Raw genomic sequence first — 26,459 nt, 5'->3', positions numbered from 1 at the left:
ATGTGAAACTGCTGGATCAATAATGGTCCTGCATGTAGTCGGATGGTTTCAACCTTCCTTCAAGATGACCCGGGACATTCTTGAACCGGGTTGTCTTGTCCAATGGGTGAAGGGTGGGTTTCAGCAAGGGAAGGGGCTTGCCAAGTTCGATGAAATCGCCCTGCTCCCCCATCCATTGCAATAACTGAACCATCAACTGTTGCCTGAGTTCCTTGAATTCAGGCTTTTTACCGAGGTTGTCTTGCTCGAAGGGATCGGCTGAAAGATCGTACAGCTCAATAAACCGCCGCCAGTGGTCCTTTTGCGCACCCAGTTGGAGAAATTCATTGACGACGGTATTGTCACCATAGTTTTTCTCAAGGGCCTCAACGGCGTTGAAATTAATGGATAACTTATATCTGCCAGTTGTAATACTGCGGCCCGGAAAAACCCGTGTATCCTGAATATTCTGGTAGGTCTGAAGTCCGTAGACCGCTTCATGGATTGCATCCGCATCCCCTTTCACCAAGGGCAAAATACTTGTTCCGTCGAGGCTCTCATTTGCCTCCCCGCCTGCAATCTCTACCATTGTGGGAACAATATCCACGAAATGAACGAGGGCGTCGATCTCGCCCCCTGGTGATGCCTGGCCTTTCCATCTCATTATCAAGGGAACGCGAAGGCCACGGTCAAAAGTTGTGTACTTTCCATCTATTCCATGATCAGAGGCGTAAAAGAAAACATCGTTCTCCCAATTGCCCGTTCCCTTGAGCATTTCCACAAGCTGGCCAAGCTGCTGGTCATCTTTCCGGATGTTTTCATAGTAACCGGCAGTCCGTTTACGGGCTCTGAAGTTGTTGGATTGATATGGCTTCGGACTGAATTCTGACTCATCAAGGGCTGGCATGTCCGGATATGGGCCATGGGGAAACTCAGAGGCGAAGAAAACACAGGCTGGACCTTCCTTTGTTCGAAGAAACTCCTCAACCTTTTCCAATGGTAATCGTCCACCCTTTTCTCCCCTGACGGGGACAGTCGGCCAATGATGCGACCAGTCAAATACTGAATTCGGATTGACATGGCTTTTCCCAGCCAGAATCACCGTGTATCCAAGGTCCTTGAGATACTGGGCAACGCTGCGGATGTCATTCCGCGAGCGAATGTGATTCATGTAGCAACCGTTCCTGAGTGGGTAGAGTCCGGTATACAGGCTGTTTCGACTCGGTGAACAGATGGCCATGCTGGTGTATGCCCGCGTAAACAGAAGGCTCTCGTTAACCAGCTTGTCCACATTCGGTGTACTGACTTTGTCATTACCCGCGAAACCGTAATCCCAGTAATTCTGATCATCAGCCAGATAAAAGAATAGATCCGGGCGGATGACATTCGTTGACGCTTGCTCTTCCAGCAAGTGGGGTGATACAGGTTCCTCAATGGCGGAATGCTCCTCCAAGTAGGCCGAAGGGTTGATGACCGCTGAGTAAGCTGATTTGGCCCGCCCTTCCCTGTTTATTAAGCCTGCGTAGTCAGTCCTGCGATCGACTGGCCAGTAATTTCTCCAATTGTCGGCATCGTAAATCCCCCAAAAAGTCACGCGTTCTAAATCACCCGCATATTCCTGGTAGAGACTCATTAAGTTGGCATATTTAATCCCCTGGTAGATTTCGAGCTCTCCTGGCAATCCCCCGGAATAGCGGTCGGACTTGTCCCCCATGTCGAATACACTCATGTCGATTTCGGAGACCGATACCTTCAAGCCCATATTACTGACGGCCTTAATGCTCTTCGCCAATTCTTCAAGCTCTGGATAGTACAGGTTGTAATGCGACTGGAAGCCGACTGTATCTACCTGAATACCCTTTTCCAGAAGACCCGAAATCAAGCGGACAAGTTTTTTCCGCTTTGGTGGATCAGGCAATGAATAATCGTTGTAGCTCAGCAAGGCGCCTGTTCCTGCTTCCATTGCGTACAGAAAGGCCTTCTCAATGAAGTCTTCTCCAACAATCTCCAGCCACTTTGATGGATAAAGGAAAACATCCTCCTCATCAGAAATAGCCTCGTTCACGACATCCCAACCATAAATTACATCCTTGTAGCGATTCATCACGGTGTGGATATGCTCCCGCATTCGCTTCAGTACCAATTCCCGGGAGGCTGTGGAGTCGCCATCCTTGAATATCCATTCGGGAGTCTGGTGATGCCAGACGAGGACGTGTCCCCAGAGCTTGTACCCGTTTGCGCGCGCAAATTCAGCCACTTTATCAGCCTGAACAAAATCATACCGGTCCTCTTCCGGATGGATGGCGTCCCATTTGAAGCAATTTTCCGCTGTCAGGATGGAAAAGTTATTTTTGATCAATGAAAGTCTCTCAGGATCAGCTTCCATTACTTCGCGATAACTGATCGCTGTTCCGACTGGGAAGTAATCCGCATAGGTTTTCTTAATGGAACCCGATACGTTGAAATCCTTTTTTGCGATGGACTGGCGTACATCCTCCAATTGGCTCTTCATTGCCTCCACTACACCGGCATATTCCGGCGATTCAGAAACATTCAAGTTTTCGGCAGGATCGTTTTCATGGTCGTACAACATTCGTCCATAAAGTTCACCGGATTGGTTGATCCACTCAGTATAGATGTGTTGATCACTAATAATGGATTCACCCCAATGGTACCGGCTGTAAGCATACTCCTTGAATTGGTTGTCCGGTTCCCTGAGTTCGGAAACAAAGCTCTTTCCATCCAGATGTCCCGGAATGGGCAGATCCGCCAATTCGCACAAGGTCGGATAGATATCAATAAACTCGGTAATGGCGGAAGTTTTAACGCCGCCTTTGATACCCGGCGCCTTGACAATCAGCGGAGCGTTCATCGTGCGGTCAAAATTGGCATGTTTGCACCAGAGACCGTGTTCACCCAGATGATAGCCGTGATCTCCCCAGAGGACAACAATCGTGTTTTCCGCCAGGCCGGTCTCTTCAAGCGTATCAAGCAGCTTGTTGATTTGGGCATCAGAGTATGAAACAGCTGCAAAGTATCCGTGAATAAGTCGGCGGGCCAACTCATCAGAAATCGGACCGTCCTGCGGGATATCGCCATACATGTCACGAAGCTCACCAAAGCGATGCATTGCCGCATCAGGTGAGTCCTTGGGTTGGTAGGGATTATCGGCGAGTTCAATATCCTCGGGATTGTATAAATCCCAATACTTCTTCGGTGCATTGAAGGGCAGATGTGGTTTCCAGAATCCTACTCCAAGAAAAAACGGCTCACCAGATTTTGCAAAACGCTTTAGATCCTCGATTGCCTTGTCGGCCAACATTCCGTCTGGGTACATGTTGTCATCGACATCCGCATTCTCCGTGGCGGGACCAATGATCTGGTTCGGGTTTTCAGCAGTTTGGTTGGCAAGGATCATTGTCTTGGATTCTTCCGTGAGGTAGCCCTGCCATCCAATCCCTTTGCTCGGCGGGCCCCATGGACGCTCAGACCATGCGACAAGGTCGTCATCCGTATGGTGATAGATTTTCCCATTGGAGATTGTCGTGTACCCATGGTCCTTGAACCATTTGGCGACGCTCGGTACTTCGGGTAAATCCCTATCCTTGCGCGTATAGTAATTGAAAAACCGATCTGCAGTCGGGCGAACGCCTGTCATCAAGCTGGCTCTTGATGCCCCACAGACGGGGACGCTGCAATACGCGCGCGAGAATACGACCGATTCATCCGCAAGGCGGCTCAGTCCGGGCGTCTTCATCTGGTTCTGTCCATAGACAGTCGATTGCAAGCGTAAGTCATCAACTGCAATGAACAGAATGTTTGGTCGTTCCCCCGCAAAACCGGAAATGGCGGCGAAAGAGGAGATTAATAATAAGGTCAGGGGAAGTAGTTTCATAAATCCTGCTAGTTATATAGATTCAAATTCGGTCCGGTTGTTCACTTTCCGACACTTGGATGGAACCGGTTGTTCTGGAGATCGATCAGGATTTGTTCGTATCGCTCACCAGTCAGCTTATAAAAAAGCAAGCTCAAGAGGCACAAAACTGAACACAGTCCAGGAAATATATTGAATAGCCAACGGATGCCTTCCGCCGCCTGCGCCGTTAGTTCGGTATTGGCAACGTATCCGGTCAGGGAAAGAACATAGGCCGCGAAAGCACCTGCCAAAGCCATACCAACTTTTTGCGAAAAAGAGAAGAAGGCGATGGGTATTCCCTCGGAGCGGAAACCCGTTTTCCAGTGACCATACTCCACCGTGTCCGGGACCATCCCCCACTGGGTGACCGAACAGGCCATTTGCCCGACAGTCCCCAATGCCGATACGACAAACAGCAACCAAATCATTGAATCCGGAACAAAGTAACGACCAAGGGCGAAGACGGCTACGACGAAGCTTCCCAAAATAAACGCCTGTCGTTTCCCGATCCATTTGGTGAGCATCGGGGCAAGGATAACTCCCAGCAGGTTGAAGGGAATCATGACGAAGAAAAAGATCGGCTGAAGGCCGGCATCACCTAGTATGTATTTGAAAAAGTACAGAGCTACTGCATTTCCAATGACCCAGACACCGGTGTTCAGGATCATGGCCAGGCCTAAAATGAGCAAGGCGTCGTTCTTCCGGATAATGGTGATGATGTCCTTGAGGTGATAGCGTTCTTTTGGCACTTCAACCCGCTCTTGGGAGAATCGGAATGCGAGCCAAATCAGGAGGGTCGAGGCAATGGCAAAGATAATGGACACCAAAGAGAAGCCGGTTTGTTCGCTTGAAAAAGCGGCAACCATGGGGCGGACCCCGACCGCGATGATACTCATGCCGATGATCACCGCAAAAAACATCCGAAAGGAGGCAATGACGGACCGCTCCTGCTGGTCTTGTGTCATTACCGCGGCGATCGAGGAGTATGGCAGCCCAAGCGCCGTGAAGACCATTCCATGAAGGAGATAAGTAACATAAGCATAGACCACTTTTGCCTCCACGGAAATCTCTGGCGTAAAGAAACAGGCGACCAACATTAGATTCAACGGAATGGCCATGAAAAGCAGGTACGGGCGAAACCGTCCCCACCGGGATTTGGTATGGTCAGCGATATACCCCATGATCGGGTCATTAACCGCATCCCATATTCGCGCCACCAGGAAAAGCCCCGCTACATGCCCGGGAGAGATTCCAAAGACATCGGTGTAGAAATAAGCCAGATAGAAACCGATCATCTGGAAATTGAGGTTGATCCCCAAGTCCCCGAGTGAGTATCCAAAGATGCGGGATTTTGAAAGTGGAGGTAGTGAAGTGCTCATGTAAGTTTCTGGTTAGCGGGTGGTATTGATTACTTGAAAAAATTCCTTGCGAAGGGTTTGAACCACTGGCGCGTATTGCGGGCGGCTAGCGAGGTTGTACCATTCGTTGGGGTCAGTCAGATGATCGTACAGTTCCTCTTCACCGTTCCTTGTCAGGACATAGCGATAGCGCTCGCTGCGGATCGAATAGTGCTGGTCCTCCGGCGCCCCCGGTTCGTTGATCTCAAGTGGCTTATTTGAGGACAATGCGGTTATGGCTATCGGTGGACCCTCCCATTTATTTGCAGAGGGATTTTCCAGCAACCCCCTCATGGTGAATCCATCGAGAGACTTTCCATTCTTCCTTGCGTTCGGTTCCTGATCCAACTGCCCATAATCAACCAGTGTCGGATAAAGGTCTATCAAAGATACCGGCGCTGTGCAAACGGCATCAACAGCAATATCGGGACCAGCAATTACCATCGGAACACGGGTACTCTCTTCCCAAACAGAGTTTTTGAACAAATGCGATTTCTCTCCCATGTGGTATCCGTGGTCGCTTGTGAATATGACGATGGTGTTATCCGCATACGCACTCTCGTCCAATGCGTCGAGCACGCGACCCAATTGGTCATCAACAAAAGTGACGCAGGCCAGGTATGCCTGTGTCCATGCTTTCAGGTTTTCCAGACCCCCATTGTTAATGACATGGCTGAATTTTTCAAAACCGTAGCCCTCCGTTCCAATATCCTTCTTCGTGCTGAATGTCGGGGCACAATCCTCCAAATCATCCTTAAGCATCGGGGTCAATTGAAGCTCATCCAATGGGTACAGATCAAAGTAGTTTTCTGGAACATGCCTCGGGGAATGCGGCCGGTTAAATCCGATTGCCAGCATGAACGGTTTGTCGTGCTTTTGCTGCAAGAGCTCGATGGCATAATCCGCACAGCGTTCATCGGGCATTAAATCCCGGTCATCCGGACCTTCGTACCGGTACTCGTCTTCCCAACTGAATTTATATTTCCAGTAACCGGTACCACCGTATTCAGCGGATATATCCCGGATGGCTCCGAAACCAGAGTCCCACCCCACCCCTTTCATTCCCGAAGGCATGTCGGGATGGGTGTTCCCCCGGCCGGGATACTCATGTTTATCACCCGCTGGATAGGGCCCCATGCTGGGCTCAACCTTAAAGCCGGTATTCCCATCAAGGTCCTTGAAAATATCCCAGTCCTCGTGGCCGTTGTGATGAATTTTACCACTCGCGAAGACTTTGTATCCCTCGTTAGTGAGGTGCTCAAACAGCGTGACAGTCTCCTTCATGACGGGGTTTTTCCGCCATGGGTTCTGTTGCTGCTTGTAGCCAAAATTTCCTGTCGTGTGTGGATAAAGACCACTCCAGAGACTGGCCCTTGAAGGCCCGCAGATCGGAACATTACACTGGGCGTTAACGAACTTCACCCCTTTTCTAGCCAAACGGTCCATGTTTGGCGTGATTGCCTGTGGGTGCCCGCCAAATCCCTCAACGGAATCATTCAGGTCATCGCAGATGATAAAAATGACATTTGGAACATCCCCTCCCTTCTTCCCCGCCGCCACTTGTGTGGACAGGAATAGAATGAAAACAAAGACCAATGCTGACGTGCTGATTTTCATACGAAACAGTCGCGGACAGGTTCATAACCGGCCGGACCCATCGAATGTAATGGAATCCGGGAGTTTAGCTTCATGTTTGATTGTCCGATTAAAACCTGAAGGAGGTGGTCAGGGAAGCTTCACGGCCTTCAACGGGTCGTAGAGCATAGATTTCTCCTGTTATCGAATTGGCCGACTGCACTGAGAAATCATCGTTATCGAGGACATTGCTAATGTTCAGGCGGATATTCATGATGACTCCATTGGAAAACTTTTTCCAATATCCGAGATTCATTCCAAGGATATAGTTGGGGTCATCATAAACGTAAGCTCCGGTAAAGCCGGTCTGGGGGTCAATGATAGCCTGGATGGCCTTCTTGCTTGAGTAACGCAAATTTCCACCAATGGAAATCCCCTTCAATGGCCCTTTTCGGAAACTGTAATTGGTCACCAGTGTGTAGCGCCATTTGCTCGAACGGATTGCCAGCGTTCCTTCCCTTGAGAACTTGTCATTGGCAATTTCCTGCCTTGTATCAGCGAAGAACTCCGAAATTGTCCGGTCGTAGTCAGGAATGTCCCAATCATCCAAACCAGTTGAAATGAAGGCAGCCTCAATCGGGAGAAGAAATTCCTGGAAATGCCGGAAGCTTCTGTTCAGAACGTTCGATTCCTTGTTCTCCATTTTTTGTCCCCGGAAGGAAATACGCCAGTTTGGCTTGGGATTATATGTGATTTCCCAATCCATTCCTTCCGCCTCGTTATCAAAGGTATCGATCGGGTCAGCTATTTCCACCTGTGCGGCTCCGTAATTCAAGTCAGGAAATCCAGCGGGTTGATCGGTCCCTTCCTGGACTTCAATGAGTGCGTCCAGAAGGTTGTTTGTGGGATCAGGAAACTGGGCTCCAACATTCCCACCAATAATATTGAACAAGGGAATATTCAATTGGGTGGATTCAAAGACTGAAAAGCTTCCAACTAATTTGCCATCAAGGAGTTCAAAGCGAACGCCGGCATCCCAACCCTCGCCCGTTGACGAGGATATCGTTTCACCAAATACATCCTGTCGGCTGCTTCCTGGAGACAGGACCTCTGATTCATTGTAGAATAAATCAATGAAAGGTGTGATCCGATAAACGACACCCCATGTCAAAGTTGTGTCATCGAATGTTGATGCTCTCTCATATGGTAGTGTCCTCCAGTCCGGAAAAACACCACGGACTTTAGAGGCATTCATTTCTGATTGTATCAACTGGGTCGATACTTGGTCGTCTTTCCGAAGACCCCAGAATGGGACAAGGCGTTCCCTGATGTTACCAAATCCAGGCGCTGGGAAGAAGCTCTGCATGGAGAAGACCCATGAGTCGGTTTCCGTCTCCCCACGGCTCACCCGGAAATTGGCGAGTTCAGTTGCAAACCGATCCCCCGCTTCACTCTGCACGCTGGAAGGATCAACAAGACCGCTGATTGAGGAATAGGCATCCCTGCCTGGATTCGCCATCCCCTGCCAGACATTGCCATACCCGGTGAAAAGATAACTCCTGCGGACGGTGCGATTGCCGAAATTGGTCAAATCACTTTGAAATGCCCCAGGACGGTCAGTCAGAAGATTGACTTCAAGAAGGTCATTGAGCCCCAGAAGGTCACGCGAACTTTCCAAAAGAACACCAAAGCGATGGCGACCCAACCAGTCAGCCGTATCGCGAAGATCCAATTCATATCCGACAGTCAGTCTTCCGACTTCAATCTCACGATACTGTTGCTGGACCCGCGGGGTTCCCTGTGTAAAGACCTTGCCGACATTTGGATTGGAGTCCCCATTGGGTAGAAACTCCAAGACATCGACATACAGGTCTTGCCCACCGTTGCTTCGGTTCCAGTCACGGTCGACACTTTGTTGATACCAGGCAATTTCCGTGAAGAGTTTATCGAAGAAGGTCTGCTCGACAAAGACAGCATGGGAATCAGAGTCCAGCGTATATCCCCAAGCGGCACCTTGATAGGATAAATCAGTCGGAATAGGTATATCCGTGCCGGGGATGGTTGCTCTGCTTAAGGGAGTGCCGATTCGATAGCGCTGATTGTTGTCGGAGCGAGATTGCATGCTGGCGGGCCTGTTACCATATGTGAAAGTGGGAACATTCACTTCAGAGCCGCTAATTACGGGCGCTATCGTGAAAGCATTGGGAATTCGGGTCATCCCGGCAGGCCATCTTAATGCGGCAGGAACCTGGTCTGGGGAATCATATGTTGGCGAACCCGCATCCTGCCAGGCTGTGATGTTGTCCCATGGCAAATTCCATGCCCGTGTAGTCGTGACCTGAGAAACATCTTCAAACTGATAGCGAACGCTCAGGTCATAATTTTTGGTATCAGCTATCTTGGCGTTAAGGGCGATGTAGAACCGCTTGTCCCGGTCGGACATGGGTTCGATAAAGCCCTTTCTGTCTTCTGTCATTCCGGCAATACGGATTGCCAGACGGTCTTCGATGACAACCTGATTCCAATCCCCGGCAAAGCGCCAGCTGTCGAGGGTATCCACCCGGTTTTCCACCCACCCAAAATTCTTCCTCAACTCAGCGTTTTTCGTTGTCGCGACATAGGTGCCGCCAGGATTGCCGATTCCGAAGAGAATCGCGTTGGGGCCGCGATTAATCTCAATGCGATCAATATTATAGCGGTCCGTCGTGGTCCGCGTGGGGAAAAAGTTCACGTTTGTATTTGTCTGCTGGAACCCCCTGATCCGTGATGAAACCGGATTGTTGTTCAGGGAGTTGTAAGGCCGCGGATCATCATCCACGGCAGGAACAAAGGACAAGGCGTCGTTTATATCGGTGGCATCAATATCCTCCAGGAATTCCATCGTAAGGACAGTGACGGGTGACGGGGCATCCTTCAGGTCGGTGGCAAGGCGTGTGCCAGCCAGCGTTTGTGAAGCGAGGTAACCGGTATCCTTTGAGGCATCGACGACGAATGGAGATAAATTAAAAACATCATCGGCTTCTGCTTTTTCGTCCTGACCGAAAAGAACAAACGCAGAGGAAGCGAACAATCCTGTTATGAGGTATTTGGTTTTCATATGTTTTAGTATTGGAGTTTGGTAATTGGGTAATTACGGCAGTGAAAGTTCTTGGTACTTGAAATACTTGAAATCGGCTGGATTGCCTGACCGTACAAAGTCTTGGGCACACATACCCACAAACGCTCCTGTAAAGCCCAAGTGATTAAAGTCATCGGATAAGATTGTGCTCTCAAGGACCGGTCCAATGGGTGTCCAGCTTTCCCCGTCGAGGGAAAAATAAAATTGGAGTTCAGTTTGCTCGATTCGAACCCTTAGGTGGACAGATCCGTCCGATGGAACCGGCACATCTTCGGAAAGAATTTCACCACTTGGTCCGGCAACAGTCTGAATGATGTTTAATGAGCGGCCGACTTTTTCGTCATGGCTTAATCGAAGGTAATAGTGGTTCTCTGTATCATAATAGGCGATAAGCCCTGCCATTTGGTTGAATCCTTCCGGCTTGAAGTCAACTTCGGTGGAGGCCTCAATAGTAAAGGCCTGTACCCGCCGGGCGATCAGACTTTGGCGAAACTGGCTCGTGGTCGGTTCAAACCCCTTCAGCCTTAGCCACCCGGGACGCTCCGTAAGGCTGCACCAGTCCTCGGTGATAGGCTGGCGAAGGGATTGAAAATGGATATCAAGCGCGCTGGGAGAAAATTCGCCATCCCAAACATCTTCAGTCCCATCTGAATGATCCAGATTCAAAGGCCCCGTCACTTCCACTTGTGGAGAAGATCCGCCGCTCTCAAGATAAATCCAGCCATCATCCTTCCAGTTGCACTTTTGCAGGGCTGTCTCCCGGCCCAGGATGCAATGTCGCCCGTCGACTGGACGACCACACAAATGAGCCAGGTACCACTCGCCTTCCGGAGTTTCGACAAGGGATCCGTGCCCCGCTTTCTGGAGGTTCAGTTCCGGCTTTCCGTAGGAAGTCAATAATGGGTTTTCCGGGTGAATTTCGTAGGGGCCTTCAATCTGTCGCGAACGACAAAGGCTCACAGCATGTTGGTACTGCGTTCCTCCTTCAGCTGTCAAAAGGTAATAGTAACCATTGAGTCGATACAAATGCGGACCTTCCACGAGGCCAATTTCCGTGCCCTTGAAGATTTTTTGGACAGGGCCAATCAGCTTCTTCTCAGCGGGCGAAAATTCCTGCAAAAGAATGCCACTGAAACGATCCCGACCCTTCCGGTGATCCCACTCCATGCTTACCAACCACTTGCGGCCGTCCTCATCATGAAAAAGTGAGGGGTCAAACCCGGTGGAATTCAGGTAGATTGGTTCTGACCAGGGCCCATCAATAGCCGGTGCCGTGACCAGGAAATTGTCGACCACCTTATAGGGATCTTCTTTCCATCTCCTCACATTCGAATAAATCAAATGGAATTTTCCATCGCAATGGCTCAAACAAGGAGCCCAAACCCCGCCCGAATCAGGATTGCCCAACATGTCCAGTTGGCTTCTGCGCGTGAGAGGACGGGTTATCAGCCTCCAGTTGGCCAGATCACGGGAGTGATGGATCTGTACTCCCGGAAACCATTCGAAAGTTGAAGTCGCGATGTAGTAGTCTTTTCCTACCCTGAGAATCGATGGGTCCGGATTAAATCCCCGCAGGATGGGATTTTGAATTGTCCCTGTTTCAGTGCCTTTCTGTGCCCCTATCATATCTACATTAATCCTTTAATGAATTGGTAAAAAAAATCAGATGGTATTCCCCTGGATCAGCGAGGGAACAAATCTTACGCTTGGTAGCTTACCAGCATCCCCCTTGATCCGGTTGACGGCCATTCGACCGAGCGTCAGACCCATTTCGTAAGCGGGAATCTGCATTGTGGTCAAGGCGCGCCAAGAGGAAAGGGAAGCATAATCACCATTAAACCCTGCGAGACCAATATCGTCTGGTATCCGAATGCCTTTATCATAGCACTTGCGGGCAATACAATTGGCAAAGTCGTCATCATAGGCGATAATCGCATCGAATTCTTTAAGCTGTTCCCACTGCTCATCAGTCAGGTTAACTTCCCTTCCAAGCACAGCAGGTGATTCAACCGTAACAACTGTCGGGTTCAGTCCATTTGCAGACATGGTCTGCCGGTATCCAGTTTCCCGATCGAGGGCGCTGTGGTGCATTTTCTCAATTACCGGTTCCCCCTTGATGTAACGGTGGGCAAAAGCGATTTTTCTATAACCCTTTGAGATAACATGGTTTGTTAGAACCTTTGAAGCTTCAATTTCCCCGACAAAGACTGAATCAAATTCGTGTCGATCATTCAGGTAAAGAAAGGGAAAGTCCCTGTCGGCATACAGGTCGTGGAGTTTCGACGCCAACTCACTATAGCTTTCAACGATCAGGCCATCGAGGTGAAATTCACTAAAGGCCTTGGGGATTTCCTCGCTTGCCTGGTCCACCCCTGCAGAGACGCGAATGAGGGTGAGCCGGAAATCACTCTCTTCCAGGGCATCATGTACACCGTGCTGATATCCGTATGGAGTGTAGACAAGGTTAAGTGACTTGGAAGAAAAGTACCCAATTGAGCCAAAACGTTGTGAGCGAATGGAGCGGGCGCCCGTATGTGGCCTGTAATTGAGTTTTTTTGCTGTTTCCCGGATTAATTGGATCTTGGTCTCCTGAAGCTTTATATTGGAGTTTTCCTTGGGCCGCAGCGCTTGGGAAACTGCCGCGGTACTCACACCCGCAGCTTCAGCCACATCCTTGATGGTCGTCCTTTTTGAATTGGATTTTCTCATGATGTTTAAGTTGTACTACAGGCCAGAACCAGAGCTCAAGGATTCGCCTGAACATTCAACCGGATAAACCCCTTGGCTTCCGTGGTGTTAAGCGTGGCATCCGTCCGTCCGGTTTCAGTATTGTTGTTTATGGTTAATCCGCTTGTGGACCAGGTCGACAAATCAAAACTCTTCTCAGGGTAGCCTGTATAGTCTGGCCGAATCACTGGAGATGGATAACCAAGTGTAATTTCCAGAGAGCCGCCTCCATTGCTCGCCCCAAACGATAAAGGTTTGTCATCCCATACCACTGGAGACAAGCCGAGGAAGTATTCAACGGATGTTGGTAGACCATCTCCGTCATAATCCAAATTGTCCGCCAATAGGGCCGACTCTGTTCCCAATGGAAAATAGACAGATTTCCAATTTGCGATCGGAGTAACTTGAACTGGATCACCGACATACTGGGCAATGATGGAATCCTCCCACCGGGCACCCTCCATGACTGGCCTGAAAGCAGCGACTTGCAGAGCATAAGCTGAATCGCCAATCAAGTTGACTGGCTCGTCCGGGGCGTTGCCATAATCATAGAACTCCTCATCTACTGGAGTAGACCCTGTGGTACTCGCGTCAATGAGGGAACCACGAGGGAACCACGAGGTCAGCCGGTACTGGTCAGTCCTCATGGAATAACCCATGTAGAGCGAACCGGGATTCCGGTGATACTGGCTGAAAGCCGCCTTGCGCCAGGGTCGATTGCTGTCACGCAAAACTGGCTCAAGCCCATTCCCTTCGAGTGGTCCGACATTCGGTTGAACAGGATAAGCAAGTCCAGTTAACTGACAGAGTGTGGGGAAGATATCGACCAGTTCGACAGGCGAAGTGACAACCCCACCCGCCTCAGTTACCCCAGGCGCTTTCACCATCAGGACGCTGCGGGTGGATTGCTCATAGTTACTGTGCTTGGCCCAGAAGGCACCGTGATCCCCAAGGTGAAAACCGTGGTCACTCCAAAGCACGACAATGGTGTCATCAGCAATCCCTTGGGCCTCCAGCTCATCCAGGAGTCTTCCAATTTGTGCATCAATGAAACTGGCACAAGCGTAGTAGCCGTGCACCAGTCGTGTAGCTTCCGAGGCATCCGGGGCTAATACTACTCCCTCATCACCTGCAGGCCATCCTGCGCCGTATGTTTCATCTGGGATTTGACCCTGCACTTCATATGATCCGGGTTCTCCACTGAACGGACGGGCGTAGGTGGGTGCGCCGACCGGATAATCAAAGAGAGCGTTGTAGGAACCCATACCAAAGTCTACCCCGTCATAAAGTGCCCAATATTGATCCGGGGCATTAAAGGGCAGGTGTGGTTTCTGGAAACCAACCGTCAGGAAGAAAGGCGTTCCATTATTGATGAATTCCGGAGCGTATTCAGCAATTTTATCCACGCCCTTCTGGGCAGCCATCCCGTCACCATAATCAGTGTCTGCGCTGACAATTCCCCGGTCGGTCGAAGAAACCCTCCCCGCAACCGAACCGTTGCCGCTCGACCTCAATGCATCCTCAAATTCAGATTTTCCGGGTTCATAAAATTTCTTGGTCACTCCATGAGCTTCCCAACCATCATTCCATGACAGCGCAACATCCTGTCCGGCAGAATTTGTTCCATGGAAGATTTTGGAAATGCCATGGGTTGTGTAGCCGTGGTCGGAAAAATGTTGCGGCAAAGTAACGATTTCCGGGTTCACGTCGCGGACCAGAGTGTTCAAGTCAAAGACACCTGTTGAGTCCGGGCGTAATCCCGTCAGAACCGATGCCCTTGAGGGTCCACATATAGCCATCTGGCAATGTGCGTTGGAAAAGATCACCCCTTGGTCAGCCAATTGGTCCATCCGGGGTGTCACGGCAATCGGGTCTCCAAAGGCACCAATGGTCGGCTTCAAGTCGTCAACAATGATCATCAGAACATTGCGTACGGGCGGTCCGTTGACAACAAACTCCCCTGCCTGGTCAAGATCGACATCATATTGGAAGTTGTCACCGGAAATTCGATACTTACCGGGAATTCCCCTCACCTGAACCATGCCATCGGCCCCGACGGTTTCTTCCAGCGTTTCCATAAAGACCGGGTAACCGGGAAAAAGGCTGCTATGATCGACTCTGCCGGTCATGTGCTGCCAGGCCCGTCCAAAATCTGTCAAAGTGTAATTGAAATTTCCGTCATCCAGCAACATTGGGGCCGCTGTTGCATTTGTGAACATTTCTCCTTCAAGGAAATTCCAGACAAGGAAGGAATTCACGCGGTCATTCCCGAGAGCGATGGTCATTGCCTGTCGCAAGAGTTCCGCGCTTTCCATATATGTCGGGACTGGAGCGGGCTCCTGCTTGACTCCAAATTCAGTGATTGAAAGGGGAAGGCCCATTGAGGCCGTGTTTTGAAGGACCTTGTAATACACTATTGGATCGAGAAAGGAATTCTGGCCCGGTTTGTTGGAGACATACGATTGATGTCCAATCCCAAAACCGTCCAATCGCTTGCTCTCCGGAATGTTCGCCAAAACATTCTGGATATGATCGACAAACCAACTGGCGTAGTCGTTCGCAGTGGAACTGAAAGTTCCGTACTCATTGAAATATATGGGCGTGGTTGAGCCGATTAGTCGCAACTCATCATAGGCTTCCTCATAAATATCGGCCACACCAGCGTAGCCATAAAGTTGAAGCAGGCCATCAACGTGCCAACCCTCGTTGATGCCATCCATTTCTATCCAATCAGTCGCGCGACCGGTAATGTAGTCGGTGATGCGCTCGGAAATTTCGCTACGAAGAGCGTTTGCTGAGGCAACATTCCCGCCAATGCCTTCATCCATCAAATCAACAGCCCACCCCGGGTTCCCCCCGGATTTAGCCCAGGCGAGCGCGTGCATGCGCAGTCTCAAGTTGTTTGTGGATGCAAAGCCTTGGATCAGGTCAAGTACGTCGTAATCGAGCAGATCCCGGACATTTTCAACTGGCGCCCACTTGCCTGCATTGTTTGTCACGATGGTGTTGAAATTTTGGGCAAGAAAATCCCGGATGGGTTGCAGGTCTGCATAATCGGGATGTGTTGGATCTACCCAATCGCGTTTGGCGGCCTGCCCGGCACTACTGTTCCAGCCCTTCACACCCACGCCAAAATTAAGGCTGGTTTCCAAGGGGGTAATTGTGACCGGAGTTCCCGGAACGAGACGCTGTCCATCTGCATCATGCAGTATCAGGGAAAAAGCGTTCTTGCGGTAGTACTCAAAACTGTTCTCCGCAGCTTGCAGGGTGTGGCTCTCAACATTGTCAAAAACCACATCAATACCAGATACCGTAATTGAATTCAGGGTGATGGAACGGGCCGGTCCCAATTCTGGATTCATGAGGCTTAAACGAAGGGTGTGGACTCCTGGAGGCAGAGTAAAAGTGTAATTCTCTGTTGCAGCTCCAGAGACGGTCCTTTGCTCTCTGGTGACCCCAGTGAATACTTCAAGCACGGGTGAGACCGCAAGGTAATCAATGCCTGTAACATCCAGACTCAGGGTGACTTCTGAATCCTCAGAGCCGAGATTATTCAGGAAGCTGCCGATGTATCCGGGGCCATCCAGCGTCCAAGCTCCCGAGCCCGCTGAACTGCCACTTGATCGGAAGACAAAGGTATCCGGTGCAAGTGAATCTAACGGTACAACTGGATTGGGTTCGATAAGGTTAAAGCTGTCCAGATAGAAGGAAGCGAGTGACCCGCCGCTGGGGGAATTAATGGCCAACTTGAGATCCGTAAGGCTTGTCTCTGTAAAGGAGAACTCAGCTGAAAAATCACGATACTCGGAATCGGTTGAGGCAACAGTCGTGAGCTGGGTGAAAGTGTTTCCAGAACCATCATTCTTGAGTAATTGAATCTGTATGTTGGTATCTGTTTCTCCTGTAGCAAGTCTCACGTGCCCGGTTATTCGATAGGTTGTACTTGGGAGTAAGATTCCCAGCAGATCCTGTTGGATTCCGTTCCAAGTTTGGGTTCTGGATTCGACCAACACAGAGCTTGCGCCTGTAACAACTGGGCTTGCTGGCTGAGACAAAGTTGCATCACCTCTCCTGTCCCAACCGCTTCCGTCGGTGGGATTAATCGTATCCTCAAATCCAGGGTTAACGAGAATATTGGGAAGCTCGGTCAGAGTGAAGTAATCCAGTAGAAAGGCCGCATTAACAGCCGGTCCGTTGACCGAGAGGTAGGTATCTTCTTCCGCAAACTCAAAATCTGCACTGAATTCCACATATTCGGAGTCAGTAACCGCGGATAATTCCACCAGTAATTTCTCAACTCCACCCGTTGTAGTCAGCAACTTAATCCGAATGGTATCAGGAGCCTCACCCTGAGCCATGCGAACATGGCCCTTGATGCGGTAAAGTCTTCCTGGTGTCAGGATACTTGTCAGGTCTTGGCGTATGCCGTTCCAAACAGCTGAGGTTCGTCCGTCAACTTCCAAGGCAGAGGCTCCTTGAACAACCGGATTGCTGACCTGCGTGAGCGTAATGGTCGTTGGACCCCTTCGGTCCCAACCATTTCCATCACCTGGAGAAACAGGCGACTCAAAACTGGGATTGACCAGAAGGTTCGCTGAGGAATGGGTAAGACCAGAAAACAGCACCGCAAGGCAGATCCATTTCCATTGGTTCAAAAATCGATTCAGGACAAATTTTATACGTGGCATAATGACTCTCGTGGAGGGCTTGGGGGCGAGGAGACTCAGCCTTGTATTATTTAGGTGCGTAATTCCATGCGCCAGAGTCGGTGACTAAAGCCTCGGGCAAGTAAATGTACATCTTCGAAGAATTCACATATACAAAATCCCCGCTGGTGACATTGATCCAACCAAGCCAATCTCCGGTATCTACCCAGCCATCTTCCTCAATTGCATATCCAGCCCAGCCAGTGCTCGGCTCTGTAGGCTCTCCGCTGACCGTGAAAACCCTTACCCCATAATTCAAGCCCAATTGCTCCTCAATTGTCGTGAGTTCCAAGAGGAAGCCGACATAATCAACACTTTCAAAAGAAGGGCTAGCAAGAGCGCCCCCGGTGACGGCAGAATCCACATCGGTTAGCGGATCGTATTCGTACCAGTTCGCAGCAAGAGCATTCGCAGAATAGGCTGAAGGCGTATTTCCGGCCAATCCGCCTGTTTGCAGATTTTCTGATGACTCGGAAATGTACCATGTTCCCGCATCGCGGACAACAAAGCTGATTGTTGAAATCTCCACGCGGGCCATGTCTGAGGTAAAGATATCAGGCGCATCGATCAAGTCGTTCAGCGCTGTGAACTTTACGGGTGCCGGTTCCCCGCTGATTTCAGTCTTAAAAACATGCAATACACTAATCTGCAATGCACCGGTATTGGCAGTGAGTTCGTCGAAAGGAACGGTTGCATTGGCACGAATCCTCCAACCGGATCCACCCGAGTTGGAGACACCGCCCCCACCCTTGAAAATGTTCCGCGTGAGTCCTCCGTAAACATTGGGTCCGGAGTAACTTTCATCGCCAGTCAAAACGGGAGTCGTTATGTCCAACGGAATGATTTTACCGAAAGAACCATTGTAAGCGGCAAGCGTACTGTCGGAAGTATCGGTCTGCATCGTGTAGATGTCCAGATTTAGGACAGTGGCTCCATTGGCAATAATGGGCAGACAGAGAAGAGTTAATAATGCACTTTTTTTCATGATTGGATGAGGTTTATAGATATTTGAAAATAGAGTTTATAGTATTGTTTGACGGGTGGCTTGAGCAACCGTTTTGACTAAAACAAGGTTCATGGGGCTTGATCAACATTGAACCGGTAAAATTCCTTGTCAGGATGTGGCCCAATCAGGGTTGCCTCAACGGTCGTTTCAATGATTCCGTTATTGGCTGCTCCTTCTATAATCACTGGGATTTCTGTAACAGGACCCCAACCGGACAAATCCGAGGATTGTTCAATGTCGGCAAACAGGTCAGTGATGCCGTCACGAACAGGTATTGTCCAAGAGAGGATGCGATTGGTCCCCACAGTGAAACTGTTATCCACCAGGAAGGAATTCACTCCGCCGGGAGCGTCCGCAACGAGGGGATCATATCCGAACACATATTCGAAGAAGTTGGACAAACCATCTTTATCGAAGTCGTAGCCAGGACCGGCGAAATTCAAGATAGCGGTTTCAGAAGTATACGGAAACAGCGGATCTTCAGCTATGAAACCGGCAAAACTATCATAGGTTGTGCTCGCCACAAAAAGGTTAATATTGTCGACGATGAAATCAGCGCCAATTGCGGGACCGTGAATGGAAATTTCAAACAGGTGCAAATTCGTGGGTACGGTGAAGACCTTCGAGAAACTTGTCCATTCAGCATCGGAAACTGAAACAAGCGTGTTCGCCCCGAAATAGGATACGCCGTCTTCTTCTGTGCCGATGCCCTGTATGGCGATGGTGTCTGCACTTTCTCCGGTGGCCATCCTGACATCACCGGTAATCTGGTAAGTCATTCCAGGGTCCAAATTAAGGTTGGCGTACTTGATACCATTGAAGGTGGCTGTGCGACCACCAACCTGCAGGGCGCTTGACCCATTGGTGGGGGTTGGGGAAGCAACTTGGGTCAAGGTGACCGTTCCTCCACGGTTGCTCCATCCCGGGTTGGACCCAGTGGCTGGAACAACAACATCTTCAAAACTTGGATTTTCTATTGGAAAGGCAGGTGTGACTTCCTCAAGGACACAATTGTCCACAAGAAAAGTAGCCAGATTCGGGCTGTCCGGCACCGAAACATTGGCTGGACCATGTATCGATAAATCAAGAATAGACAGACCAGTTTCCGGATAGGAAAATAGGGCAATGAATTCCTGCCATGAACCTGATGTGGCCGTACTGAACGTGTAAAGCGTATCAAGAACCTGTCCACTCCCGTCGTCCTTGATCAATTGTACGCGGATCAGGTCATCGGCTTCTCCTGCCCCCATCTGGACTTTTCCGGAAATCCGATAAAGCGTATTGGGTTTTGTTATGGGAAGAAGACTCTGCTTTACGCCATTGAATGCTTCACCAGGTGTACGCCCCGCAACAAGAATCGCAAAGCTCCCGTCATCAGGCGTTGGAGAACTTACCTGTGAAAGGGTTACGCTGCTGCCGCGCTGCTCCCAGCCAATCCCGTCGGCTACAACCGGGGCCGTTTCAAAACTTGGATTCACGAGTTCAGGCACTCTCTCAAGCACTACATTATCGATAATCAAGTCTACCCCTGCAGCAGGTCCGTGGATGGACAGATCGAGTTTGGTCAGGCCAGTGTCACTGAATGAAAAAGTGTTTGAAAAGCTAGACCAACCTGTGTCGGTGGCGGTTGTTGAAGCAATGGTTTGGAAAATGTTTCCTGCGCCAATGTCCTTTATCAGCTGAACTTGAACAGCGTCTGAAGAGGAACCGACGAGACGAACATCCCCACTGATCCTGTAATTGGTATCGGCTTGAAGGGTACCAAGGAGGTTTTGCAAGACACCATGAAAGGTGGCCGTTCGACTGATGACCTGCAAGGCGTTATCGCCTTCGGTTATTGGGCTCGTGACGAGAATCAATTCAGATCCTGTGATGCCACGGGGATCCCAACCAGTGCCGGCTAGACTATTAATCGGGTATTCAAAGCCAGGATTAACCAGCAGGGTCGAAACGAGCTCTAGAGAGAAGTTATCTACCGTAAAACCTTTCAGCACCCCCACGCCTTCAACCAATGAGGCACTTGTTACTGCGCCGACCGATAATTGCAGTGTTGAAAAAGCATCAACAGAAAATGTCGTCGTGAAAGAAGTGAATGCACTATCCCCTGCCCCAACAGTTGCAATATTCACTGGAGCACCACCGTTCCCGTTGACGATTAGCTGGATCTTGACAGAATCCGTTGACTCGCCCGCGTTCATCCTAAGATCTCCTGAGAGCCTGTAGGTTAATCCGGGTGAGGTGACGCCTGTAATATCTTGCGCAATGCTATGAAACCCTGCAGTGCGATTGGTGAGTTGAACCGCAAAAAGTCCGGATGAAACAGGGCTCGTCACTGCTGTAAATGTGGGAGATCCACGCTTGGCCCAACCACTTGTTCCGTCCTCGAAATCAGCGTTTACAAGCAAATCCAGGGGTTCCTCCGCAATTGAGAAATTATCCAGAATAAAACTGGCGGTGGTTGAGCTGAGGCCTCCCACAGTCAATTCAAGATTAGAGGTAACCTCTGACCCGAAGGAAAAACTTGCCGAAAAAGGTGTATACGCGGCATCCGTGACATTGACTGTTTCGAGTGTTACCGGAGCGCCGCCATTCCCATTCTTAATCAACTGCACCTTGATGGCATCAGGAGATTCACCCGCAGACATGCGTAGATCTCCTGTCACACGGTATAGCTTATCTTGGGAAAGAACATTATAAAGGCCTTGCTTGACACCATCAAAGCCAGCGTTCCGGCCCGTGACTTCCAATGCCTTGGTTCCTTCGGATACTGGGCTCGTGATTTGGGTCAGAGTGGTTCCTCCGCGCTCCACCCAGTCGACCAATCCAATGTCAGATTCGAATCCGGGATTGGCCAGAAGCGTCGGACTTTCCTCCAGAGAGAGATTGTCGATCAGGAATGCCACTCCACCAGTCGGACCAGAAAATGAAACCACGGTTGTTTCAAAAGGTCCATCAATTGAAAAGTAGATGTCGAAGAATGACCAGGTCGAACCGTCTATAGGGAATTCAATCAAGTTGACTGGAGTCGCCCCGATTCCGTCTTTTATGACCTGTACCTTGAATGGTTCTGGTCCACCGCTCGCAAGCCTTGCATAACCAGAAAGTCGATAGATTTGCCCGGGAATCAAATCCAGTGAATGCACAACCCCGTTCCAAGGCTGGGCCGCATTCCTGTCAGATACAAACAGGGCGAATGCACCTTCCTGTACGGGAGAGGCCACACGGGTCAAGGTGACCGTGTCGCCACGACGGTTCCAATCGACGTTGTTAGAGGGGATAACATTTCCGTCCTCAAAACCAGGATTTAGAAATAAGTTCTCAGCTTGTATTGTGATGGCAAAAACAAGACTGAGGGCAGGCAGTAGTATACGAGTTTTCATGGCTATGATTTCTTGGGGTTCTTGAGGTTAAATTTAATCGATCTCCTGAAGGCTGAATCCGTCGATGATAAACGATTTTCCGCCGCCCATCCCGTGGATGGAAATGAAGAGTTCCTCGGGTTGCTTTCCCTCTATCGAGAAGGTTTCCGTGAAGGTCGTGTATTCGCTCGCGTTGAGCTTGCTGCGGAAAATGTCCTGAAACTCGGTTTTCCCCGGCCCATAGGATTTGATCAACTGCACCGCTCCCTTGTCGGCTTTTTCACCCTTCCCAAGGCGAATGGATCCTGAAATCCGGTAGGTTTTACCCATCTCCAATTTCACCGCCTGCTTGACGCCTTCCCACTTGGGGCCACTCCGGCCATCGACAAGCAGCGCGTAATCCCCCTCTTTCACCGGGTCCTTGACCCGTTCCAGGCTTATCGCTTGAGGGCCGCGGGCATCCCAGCCTTGCTTGTCATAATTTGAAATTTCATCCTCGAAACTAGGGTTCGTCAGGAGCTCTTCGCCTTTCAGCGCCGTTGAGAGTCCGAGCGTGCCAATCAGGATGGTTAGGGTAATCTTTATCGATACTTTCATTTGTTGAATCCAAGGGTAAGTCGGTGAATATAGCTGTATTAAACAATACAGGATTAACCGTTTAATTCAGGCCGCGCAAGCAGGTCAAGCACTTAATTAAAGGTTTAATTAAAAATTGAGAAAATCGGCGTATTGGGGACAAAAAAAGCCCTCCGGTTAGGGAGGGCCTTCTGGTAAAGTGGAATGAAATAAACGAGCTCTAGCGCTTGCGGCGGAACTTGTTCTGGAATTTCTCAACGCGGCCGGCGGAGTCGACAAAGCGTTTTTCGCCGGTGTAGACCGGGTGTGAATCCATGGTAATATCCCGGACAACAACATCATATTCGATGCCATCGATGGTTTCCTTCCGATCCGACTTCATAGTGGACTGGGTGAGGAAGTTTTTTCCGCTGGAAACGTCGCGGAAGCAAACGGGATGAGATTTCGGATGAATTTCTGGCTTCATTGGAATGATCCCTTTCTGGAAATTAGCCCTGACGCGCCTTGAAGCGCGGGTTGGTTTTACAAATCACGTAGAGACGGCCGCGGCGGCGAACCACCTGGCAATCCGGGTGACGGGTTTTCAAAGACTTGATTGAAGAAGCTACTTTCATTTTCGGAACTGGTTAAAAGAGAGGAAGAAAGGTGTTTGGACTGGGGCTGTCAAACGATTTATAGGAAAAATCGGGATAGGCTCCCCTACTCTTTTACGAGGCCCGGACGGAGGGCTTCCATCTTGCTCCCCAATTCGGATAAAATAGCCTCCTGGTCACCCAGATTATGGGCAATACAATTGACCAATGCGCTCCCGACAACCACGCCGTCGGCGACGGCTGCCACGGTCCGGACATGATGCGGCTGGGAAATGCCAAACCCGACTACAACGGGCTGTGTGGCGTGTTTTTGGATGAGCTGGAGTTTTTCGGCAAGATTGGTTGCAATCTCGCTGCGTTCCCCGGTGACCCCTTCCTGGCTGACGTAGTACAGGAATCCGGTCACGTGCTGGCAGATCATGCGAATTCGGTCTTCAGGGGTCGTGGGCGCGATGATGTAAACTGTCTTAACACCGGCTTTATCACACACTTGTTCAAATTCGCCAGCTTCCTCAGGCGGCAGGTCAAGCGTCAGGACGCCGTCTGCCCCGGCAGAAGAGACCTGCCCCGCGTAGGCCTCCAGGCCCTGTGAGAAGACAAGGTTGTAGTAAGTGTAGAGAACAATCGGAACCTCCGAGAATTCACGGATTCTGCGGATCAGCTCGAAGACCTTCTGCTGGTCCATTCCCGAGGCCAGGGCACGCTCGGCAGCCAGTTGATTGGTCAAGCCGTCAGCCAAGGGATCGGAAAACGGCACTCCCAGCTCGAGAATGTCTGTACCCTTCTCAATCAAGGTGCAGCAGACTGCCAGGGAGGATTCGAGGTCGGGATCGCCAGCGCAGACATAGGCGACAAAAACGGCCCGGTTTTCGGCTTTGGCTGAATCAAATGCGTGTTGGATGCGGTTCATGGTGTGTCCTTGTTTGAGGGAAGTTGGGAAAAGAAGTGCCCGAGGGCAACCGGAAGCTTGCCCAAAATCAAAAAAAATGGGGAGTATGGCAGGCGATGCTACTGTATCGGATTTTGTACATACCGGCTCTGGTCCTTGCCTTGCCCTACTTCGCCTACCGCATGTGGCGTCGTGGCGGCTACCGCAAAGGCTTTGCAAACCGCTTTGGCATCCTCGAGGGAGTTCCCCCACGGAAGCCGGGTATCCGGCGGATCTGGATTCAGGCAGTGAGTGTCGGAGAGTTGATGGCGATTGGGCCGTTGCTCAGGAATTTGCTGGCTGAAAAGGATACCGAAATTGTCCTCACGACCACAACGAGCACGGGATACCGGCTTCTGAACGATAAATATTCGGAGGAAACCGTCTGGAGAGGCACCTTCCCTTTGGATTTCTGGGCCTGCAGCCGGAAGGCCTGGAAACTTCTCCAACCCGACATGGCGGTCCTCATGGAAGGCGAACTTTGGCCGGAACACATTCATCAGGCGTACCTGAGGAAAGTCCCGGTGGTTATGATCAACGCAAGACTCTCGGACCGCTCCTTCAGGCGGCATTATAAAGTCCGGTCATTCATGCGATCGTATCTCTGCAAGCTCAGTGCAATCCTCGCGGGAAGCACGACTGATCTGAAACGAATCCGGAAGCTGGGCTGGTTGCCCGAGGAAAGGATCCTCCGGTCGGGTAACCTGAAGCTGGACTTGGACCAAGAGCCGGATTTCCCAACAGAGGAACGAAAGCGCCTCCTCTCCGAATTGGGATTTGCCAATCTCTCGGATGAATCCACTGACATCCAGGTGCTTCTCGGCTCATCGACGTGGCCCGGGGAAGAAGCCGCCCTGGTGCAATCCTACATCGACTTGCGCAAGCGCTTTCCGAATTTGCGCCTGCTGATTGTGCCCCGTCATGCGGAGCGCCGAAAGGAACTGGAGGCAGATCTCAAGGCGTTGCCGGTACAGACCCATTACCGCACGGACAGGAAACAGGCGCCTCCCGGAACGGAGGTCTATGTGGCCGATACCACCGGTGAATTGAAATCGCTTACCCGCGTGGCCGACCTTGTCTTCATCGGGAAATCGCTACCTCCCAATTCAGGCGGGCAAACTCCCATTGAAGCCGCCTCAATGGGCAAGGCCATTATCTGCGGTCCTCAAATGAATAACTTCCGCGATGTCACTCGGTCGTTGCTGCGCGAAAACGCCATTGTCCGCCTTCAATCCGTGGAAGAACTCACCGCTCAGGTGGCAAGGTTTCTGGAGAATCCGGACGAACGGCTTGCCATGGGACAACGAGCTGGCGCCTTTATTGATGTCAGCCGTGGGGCTGCTGATTTTACCGCGGCCACACTTCTCGAACTACTCAATCAACAAGATTGAATTCCTCTGCAATTTCCTTCCACGCGTCGAGTACCTGGTCGAGATCATTTCGGGAATGAGCTGCGCTTATCTGCGTGCGCAAACGAGCCTCACCTTTTGGAACAACCGGATAAAAGAACCCGACCATGAAAATTCCCTTCTCGAGCATGCGCTTCGAGATTTTCTGGGAAAGCGCGGCATCTCCCACCATTACCGGGACGATTGGGTGCTCGGTGCCCCTCACTGTGAGGCCCAGCTTCTTGAGCCCTTCCCGATAGTAAAGGGTGTTTTCCATCAAGCGTTCCCGAAGATAAGTTGAGCGCTCAAGCATCCTCAATACCTTTAATGAACCAGCAGCAACCGCTGGGGCCAATGTATTGGAAAATAGATACGGACGCGATCGTTGGCGGAGGAGATCGATCATCTCCTTCGGGCCGCTGACATAGCCACCGCTTCCCCCACCAAGGGCTTTTCCAAGAGTGCCAGTGAGAATATCCACTTTCCCCATCACATTGTGATGTTCATGCGTGCCTCGCCCCGACTCTCCCATGAACCCTGTCGCGTGGCAGTCATCAACCAGCACCAGGGCATCATATTGCTCTGCAAGGTCCGTGATTCCTTTCAGGTCAGCGACCACTCCGTCCATCGAAAAGACCCCGTCAGTAACGATGACTTTTTGCCGCGCTCCCTTTGCCACGGCTTCCTTGAGCTGCTTCTCCAGGTCAGCCATATCGTTGTGTTGGTAACGGTATCGGGCCGCTTTGCAGAGGCGGATGCCGTCGATGAGGCTGGCGTGGTTGAGCTGGTCACTGATGATGGCATCATCCGTACCAAGCAATGCCTCAAAAACCCCGCTGTTGGCATCAAAACAGGCAGCATAGAGGATTGTGTCTTCCATGCCGAGGAATGTGCTGAGCTCGGCCTCGAGCTCCTTGTGCAAGTCGAGGGTTCCACAGATGAAGCGCACGCTGGCCATTCCAAAGCCATGCTCGTCCATGCCCTTTTTGGCGGCGGCCATGATATCCGGGTGGTCAGCCAGCCCGAGGTAATTGTTGGCACAGAAATTCAGGACAGTCCGCCCGTCGGCCAGCCGGACCTGCGCCGATTGTGATCCGACGATGACTAGCTCATCCTTGTAAAGCCCTTCACTTTCGATTGATTCAAGTGTTTGCTTCAACTCTTCACGAAATCCCTTTGAATACATGAAAA

Annotated in this window: 15 protein-coding genes; 1 reads left to right on the top strand and 14 read right to left on the bottom strand. The window is 50.7% G+C overall.

Annotation, left to right across the window (positions count from 1 at the left end; genetic code table 11):
• Positions 1-16: 16 nt before the first annotated feature.
• The 13 genes from G0Q06_RS05420 to trpA form a co-directional block, all read right to left on the bottom strand.
• Entirely contained in the window at positions 17-3,874 is a 3,858-nt protein-coding gene (locus G0Q06_RS05420) for an endo-1,4-beta-xylanase (protein ID WP_163963207.1), read from the bottom strand.
• A 41-nt stretch (positions 3,875-3,915) separates the two neighbouring features.
• Complete coding sequence (locus G0Q06_RS05415) at positions 3,916-5,274, bottom strand: glycoside-pentoside-hexuronide (GPH):cation symporter (protein WP_163963205.1); 1,359 nt, start codon at positions 5,272-5,274, stop codon at positions 3,916-3,918.
• 12 nt (positions 5,275-5,286) lie between these two features.
• Positions 5,287-6,909 (bottom strand): sulfatase, encoded by a 1,623-nt coding sequence (locus G0Q06_RS05410; protein WP_163963203.1) that lies wholly within the window; start codon positions 6,907-6,909, stop codon positions 5,287-5,289.
• 88 nt (positions 6,910-6,997) lie between these two features.
• Positions 6,998-9,964 carry a TonB-dependent receptor plug domain-containing protein gene (locus G0Q06_RS05405; RefSeq protein ID WP_163963201.1) on the bottom strand — a complete coding sequence of 989 codons (2,967 nt, stop codon included), beginning with the start codon at positions 9,962-9,964 and terminating at the stop codon, positions 6,998-7,000.
• 33 nt (positions 9,965-9,997) lie between these two features.
• Entirely contained in the window at positions 9,998-11,611 is a 1,614-nt protein-coding gene (locus G0Q06_RS05400) for a glycoside hydrolase family 43 protein (RefSeq protein WP_163963200.1), read from the bottom strand.
• A gap of 36 nt (positions 11,612-11,647) precedes the next feature.
• Positions 11,648-12,694, bottom strand: a complete 1,047-nt coding sequence (locus G0Q06_RS05395) for a LacI family DNA-binding transcriptional regulator (protein ID WP_163963198.1) — start codon at positions 12,692-12,694, stop codon at positions 11,648-11,650.
• A 35-nt stretch (positions 12,695-12,729) separates the two neighbouring features.
• Positions 12,730-17,400, bottom strand: coding sequence for a sulfatase-like hydrolase/transferase (locus G0Q06_RS05390; RefSeq protein ID WP_163963196.1), 4,671 nt, complete (start codon positions 17,398-17,400; stop codon positions 12,730-12,732).
• 46 nt (positions 17,401-17,446) lie between these two features.
• On the bottom strand, positions 17,447-18,403 hold the full coding sequence (locus G0Q06_RS05385) for a hypothetical protein (RefSeq protein WP_163963194.1): 957 nt from the start codon (positions 18,401-18,403) through the stop codon (positions 17,447-17,449).
• 89 nt (positions 18,404-18,492) lie between these two features.
• Positions 18,493-21,804, bottom strand: coding sequence for a carbohydrate binding domain-containing protein (locus G0Q06_RS05380; RefSeq protein ID WP_163963192.1), 3,312 nt, complete (start codon positions 21,802-21,804; stop codon positions 18,493-18,495).
• Positions 21,805-21,837: 33 nt separating this feature from the next.
• Positions 21,838-22,380, bottom strand: a complete 543-nt coding sequence (locus G0Q06_RS05375; protein WP_163963190.1) for a carbohydrate binding domain-containing protein — start codon at positions 22,378-22,380, stop codon at positions 21,838-21,840.
• A gap of 199 nt (positions 22,381-22,579) precedes the next feature.
• Positions 22,580-22,825, bottom strand: coding sequence for a type B 50S ribosomal protein L31 (locus G0Q06_RS05370; protein WP_163963188.1), 246 nt, complete (start codon positions 22,823-22,825; stop codon positions 22,580-22,582).
• Between the two features lie 22 nt (positions 22,826-22,847).
• A complete protein-coding gene (gene ykgO, locus G0Q06_RS05365; RefSeq protein ID WP_163963186.1) occupies positions 22,848-22,973 on the bottom strand; it encodes a type B 50S ribosomal protein L36 in 126 nt (41 codons plus the stop codon).
• A gap of 85 nt (positions 22,974-23,058) precedes the next feature.
• The gene (gene trpA, locus G0Q06_RS05360; protein WP_163963185.1) at positions 23,059-23,862 is read right to left on the bottom strand and encodes a tryptophan synthase subunit alpha; all 804 of its coding nucleotides are present in this window, start codon (positions 23,860-23,862) and stop codon (positions 23,059-23,061) included.
• Between the two features lie 95 nt (positions 23,863-23,957).
• Here trpA and G0Q06_RS05355 point away from each other — a divergent pair, with 95 nt between their 5' ends.
• Complete coding sequence (locus G0Q06_RS05355) at positions 23,958-25,271, top strand: 3-deoxy-D-manno-octulosonic acid transferase (protein WP_163963183.1); 1,314 nt, start codon at positions 23,958-23,960, stop codon at positions 25,269-25,271.
• Here G0Q06_RS05355 and kbl read toward each other — a convergent pair.
• The gene (gene kbl / locus G0Q06_RS05350) at positions 25,255-26,454 is read right to left on the bottom strand and encodes a glycine C-acetyltransferase (protein ID WP_163963181.1); all 1,200 of its coding nucleotides are present in this window, start codon (positions 26,452-26,454) and stop codon (positions 25,255-25,257) included. The genes G0Q06_RS05355 and kbl overlap by 17 nt on opposite strands.
• Positions 26,455-26,459 lie beyond the last annotated feature (5 nt).

The organism is Oceanipulchritudo coccoides (assembly GCF_010500615.1).
In the GTDB taxonomy this organism is placed as follows: Bacteria; Verrucomicrobiota; Verrucomicrobiia; order Opitutales; family Oceanipulchritudinaceae; genus Oceanipulchritudo; species Oceanipulchritudo coccoides.
This window is presented reverse-complemented; position numbering and strand designations above follow the sequence as displayed.

Excerpts from the sequence above, each read along its gene's own strand:
- G0Q06_RS05420 (WP_163963207.1), bottom strand. The coding sequence starts at position 3,874 with ATGAAACTACTTCCCCTGACCTTATTATTAATCTCCTCTTTCGCCGCC.
- G0Q06_RS05415 (WP_163963205.1), bottom strand. The coding sequence starts at position 5,274 with ATGAGCACTTCACTACCTCCACTTTCAAAATCCCGCATCTTTGGATAC.
- G0Q06_RS05410 (WP_163963203.1), bottom strand. The coding sequence starts at position 6,909 with ATGAAAATCAGCACGTCAGCATTGGTCTTTGTTTTCATTCTATTCCTG.
- G0Q06_RS05405 (WP_163963201.1), bottom strand. The coding sequence starts at position 9,964 with ATGAAAACCAAATACCTCATAACAGGATTGTTCGCTTCCTCTGCGTTT.
- G0Q06_RS05400 (WP_163963200.1), bottom strand. The coding sequence starts at position 11,611 with ATGATAGGGGCACAGAAAGGCACTGAAACAGGGACAATTCAAAATCCC.
- G0Q06_RS05395 (WP_163963198.1), bottom strand. The coding sequence starts at position 12,694 with ATGAGAAAATCCAATTCAAAAAGGACGACCATCAAGGATGTGGCTGAA.
- G0Q06_RS05390 (WP_163963196.1), bottom strand. The coding sequence starts at position 17,400 with ATGCCACGTATAAAATTTGTCCTGAATCGATTTTTGAACCAATGGAAA.
- G0Q06_RS05385 (WP_163963194.1), bottom strand. The coding sequence starts at position 18,403 with ATGAAAAAAAGTGCATTATTAACTCTTCTCTGTCTGCCCATTATTGCC.
- G0Q06_RS05380 (WP_163963192.1), bottom strand. The coding sequence starts at position 21,804 with ATGAAAACTCGTATACTACTGCCTGCCCTCAGTCTTGTTTTTGCCATC.
- G0Q06_RS05375 (WP_163963190.1), bottom strand. The coding sequence starts at position 22,380 with ATGAAAGTATCGATAAAGATTACCCTAACCATCCTGATTGGCACGCTC.
- G0Q06_RS05370 (WP_163963188.1), bottom strand. The coding sequence starts at position 22,825 with ATGAAGCCAGAAATTCATCCGAAATCTCATCCCGTTTGCTTCCGCGAC.
- ykgO (WP_163963186.1), bottom strand. The coding sequence starts at position 22,973 with ATGAAAGTAGCTTCTTCAATCAAGTCTTTGAAAACCCGTCACCCGGAT.
- trpA (WP_163963185.1), bottom strand. The coding sequence starts at position 23,862 with ATGAACCGCATCCAACACGCATTTGATTCAGCCAAAGCCGAAAACCGG.
- G0Q06_RS05355 (WP_163963183.1), top strand. The coding sequence starts at position 23,958 with ATGCTACTGTATCGGATTTTGTACATACCGGCTCTGGTCCTTGCCTTG.
- kbl (WP_163963181.1), bottom strand. The coding sequence starts at position 26,454 with ATGTATTCAAAGGGATTTCGTGAAGAGTTGAAGCAAACACTTGAATCA.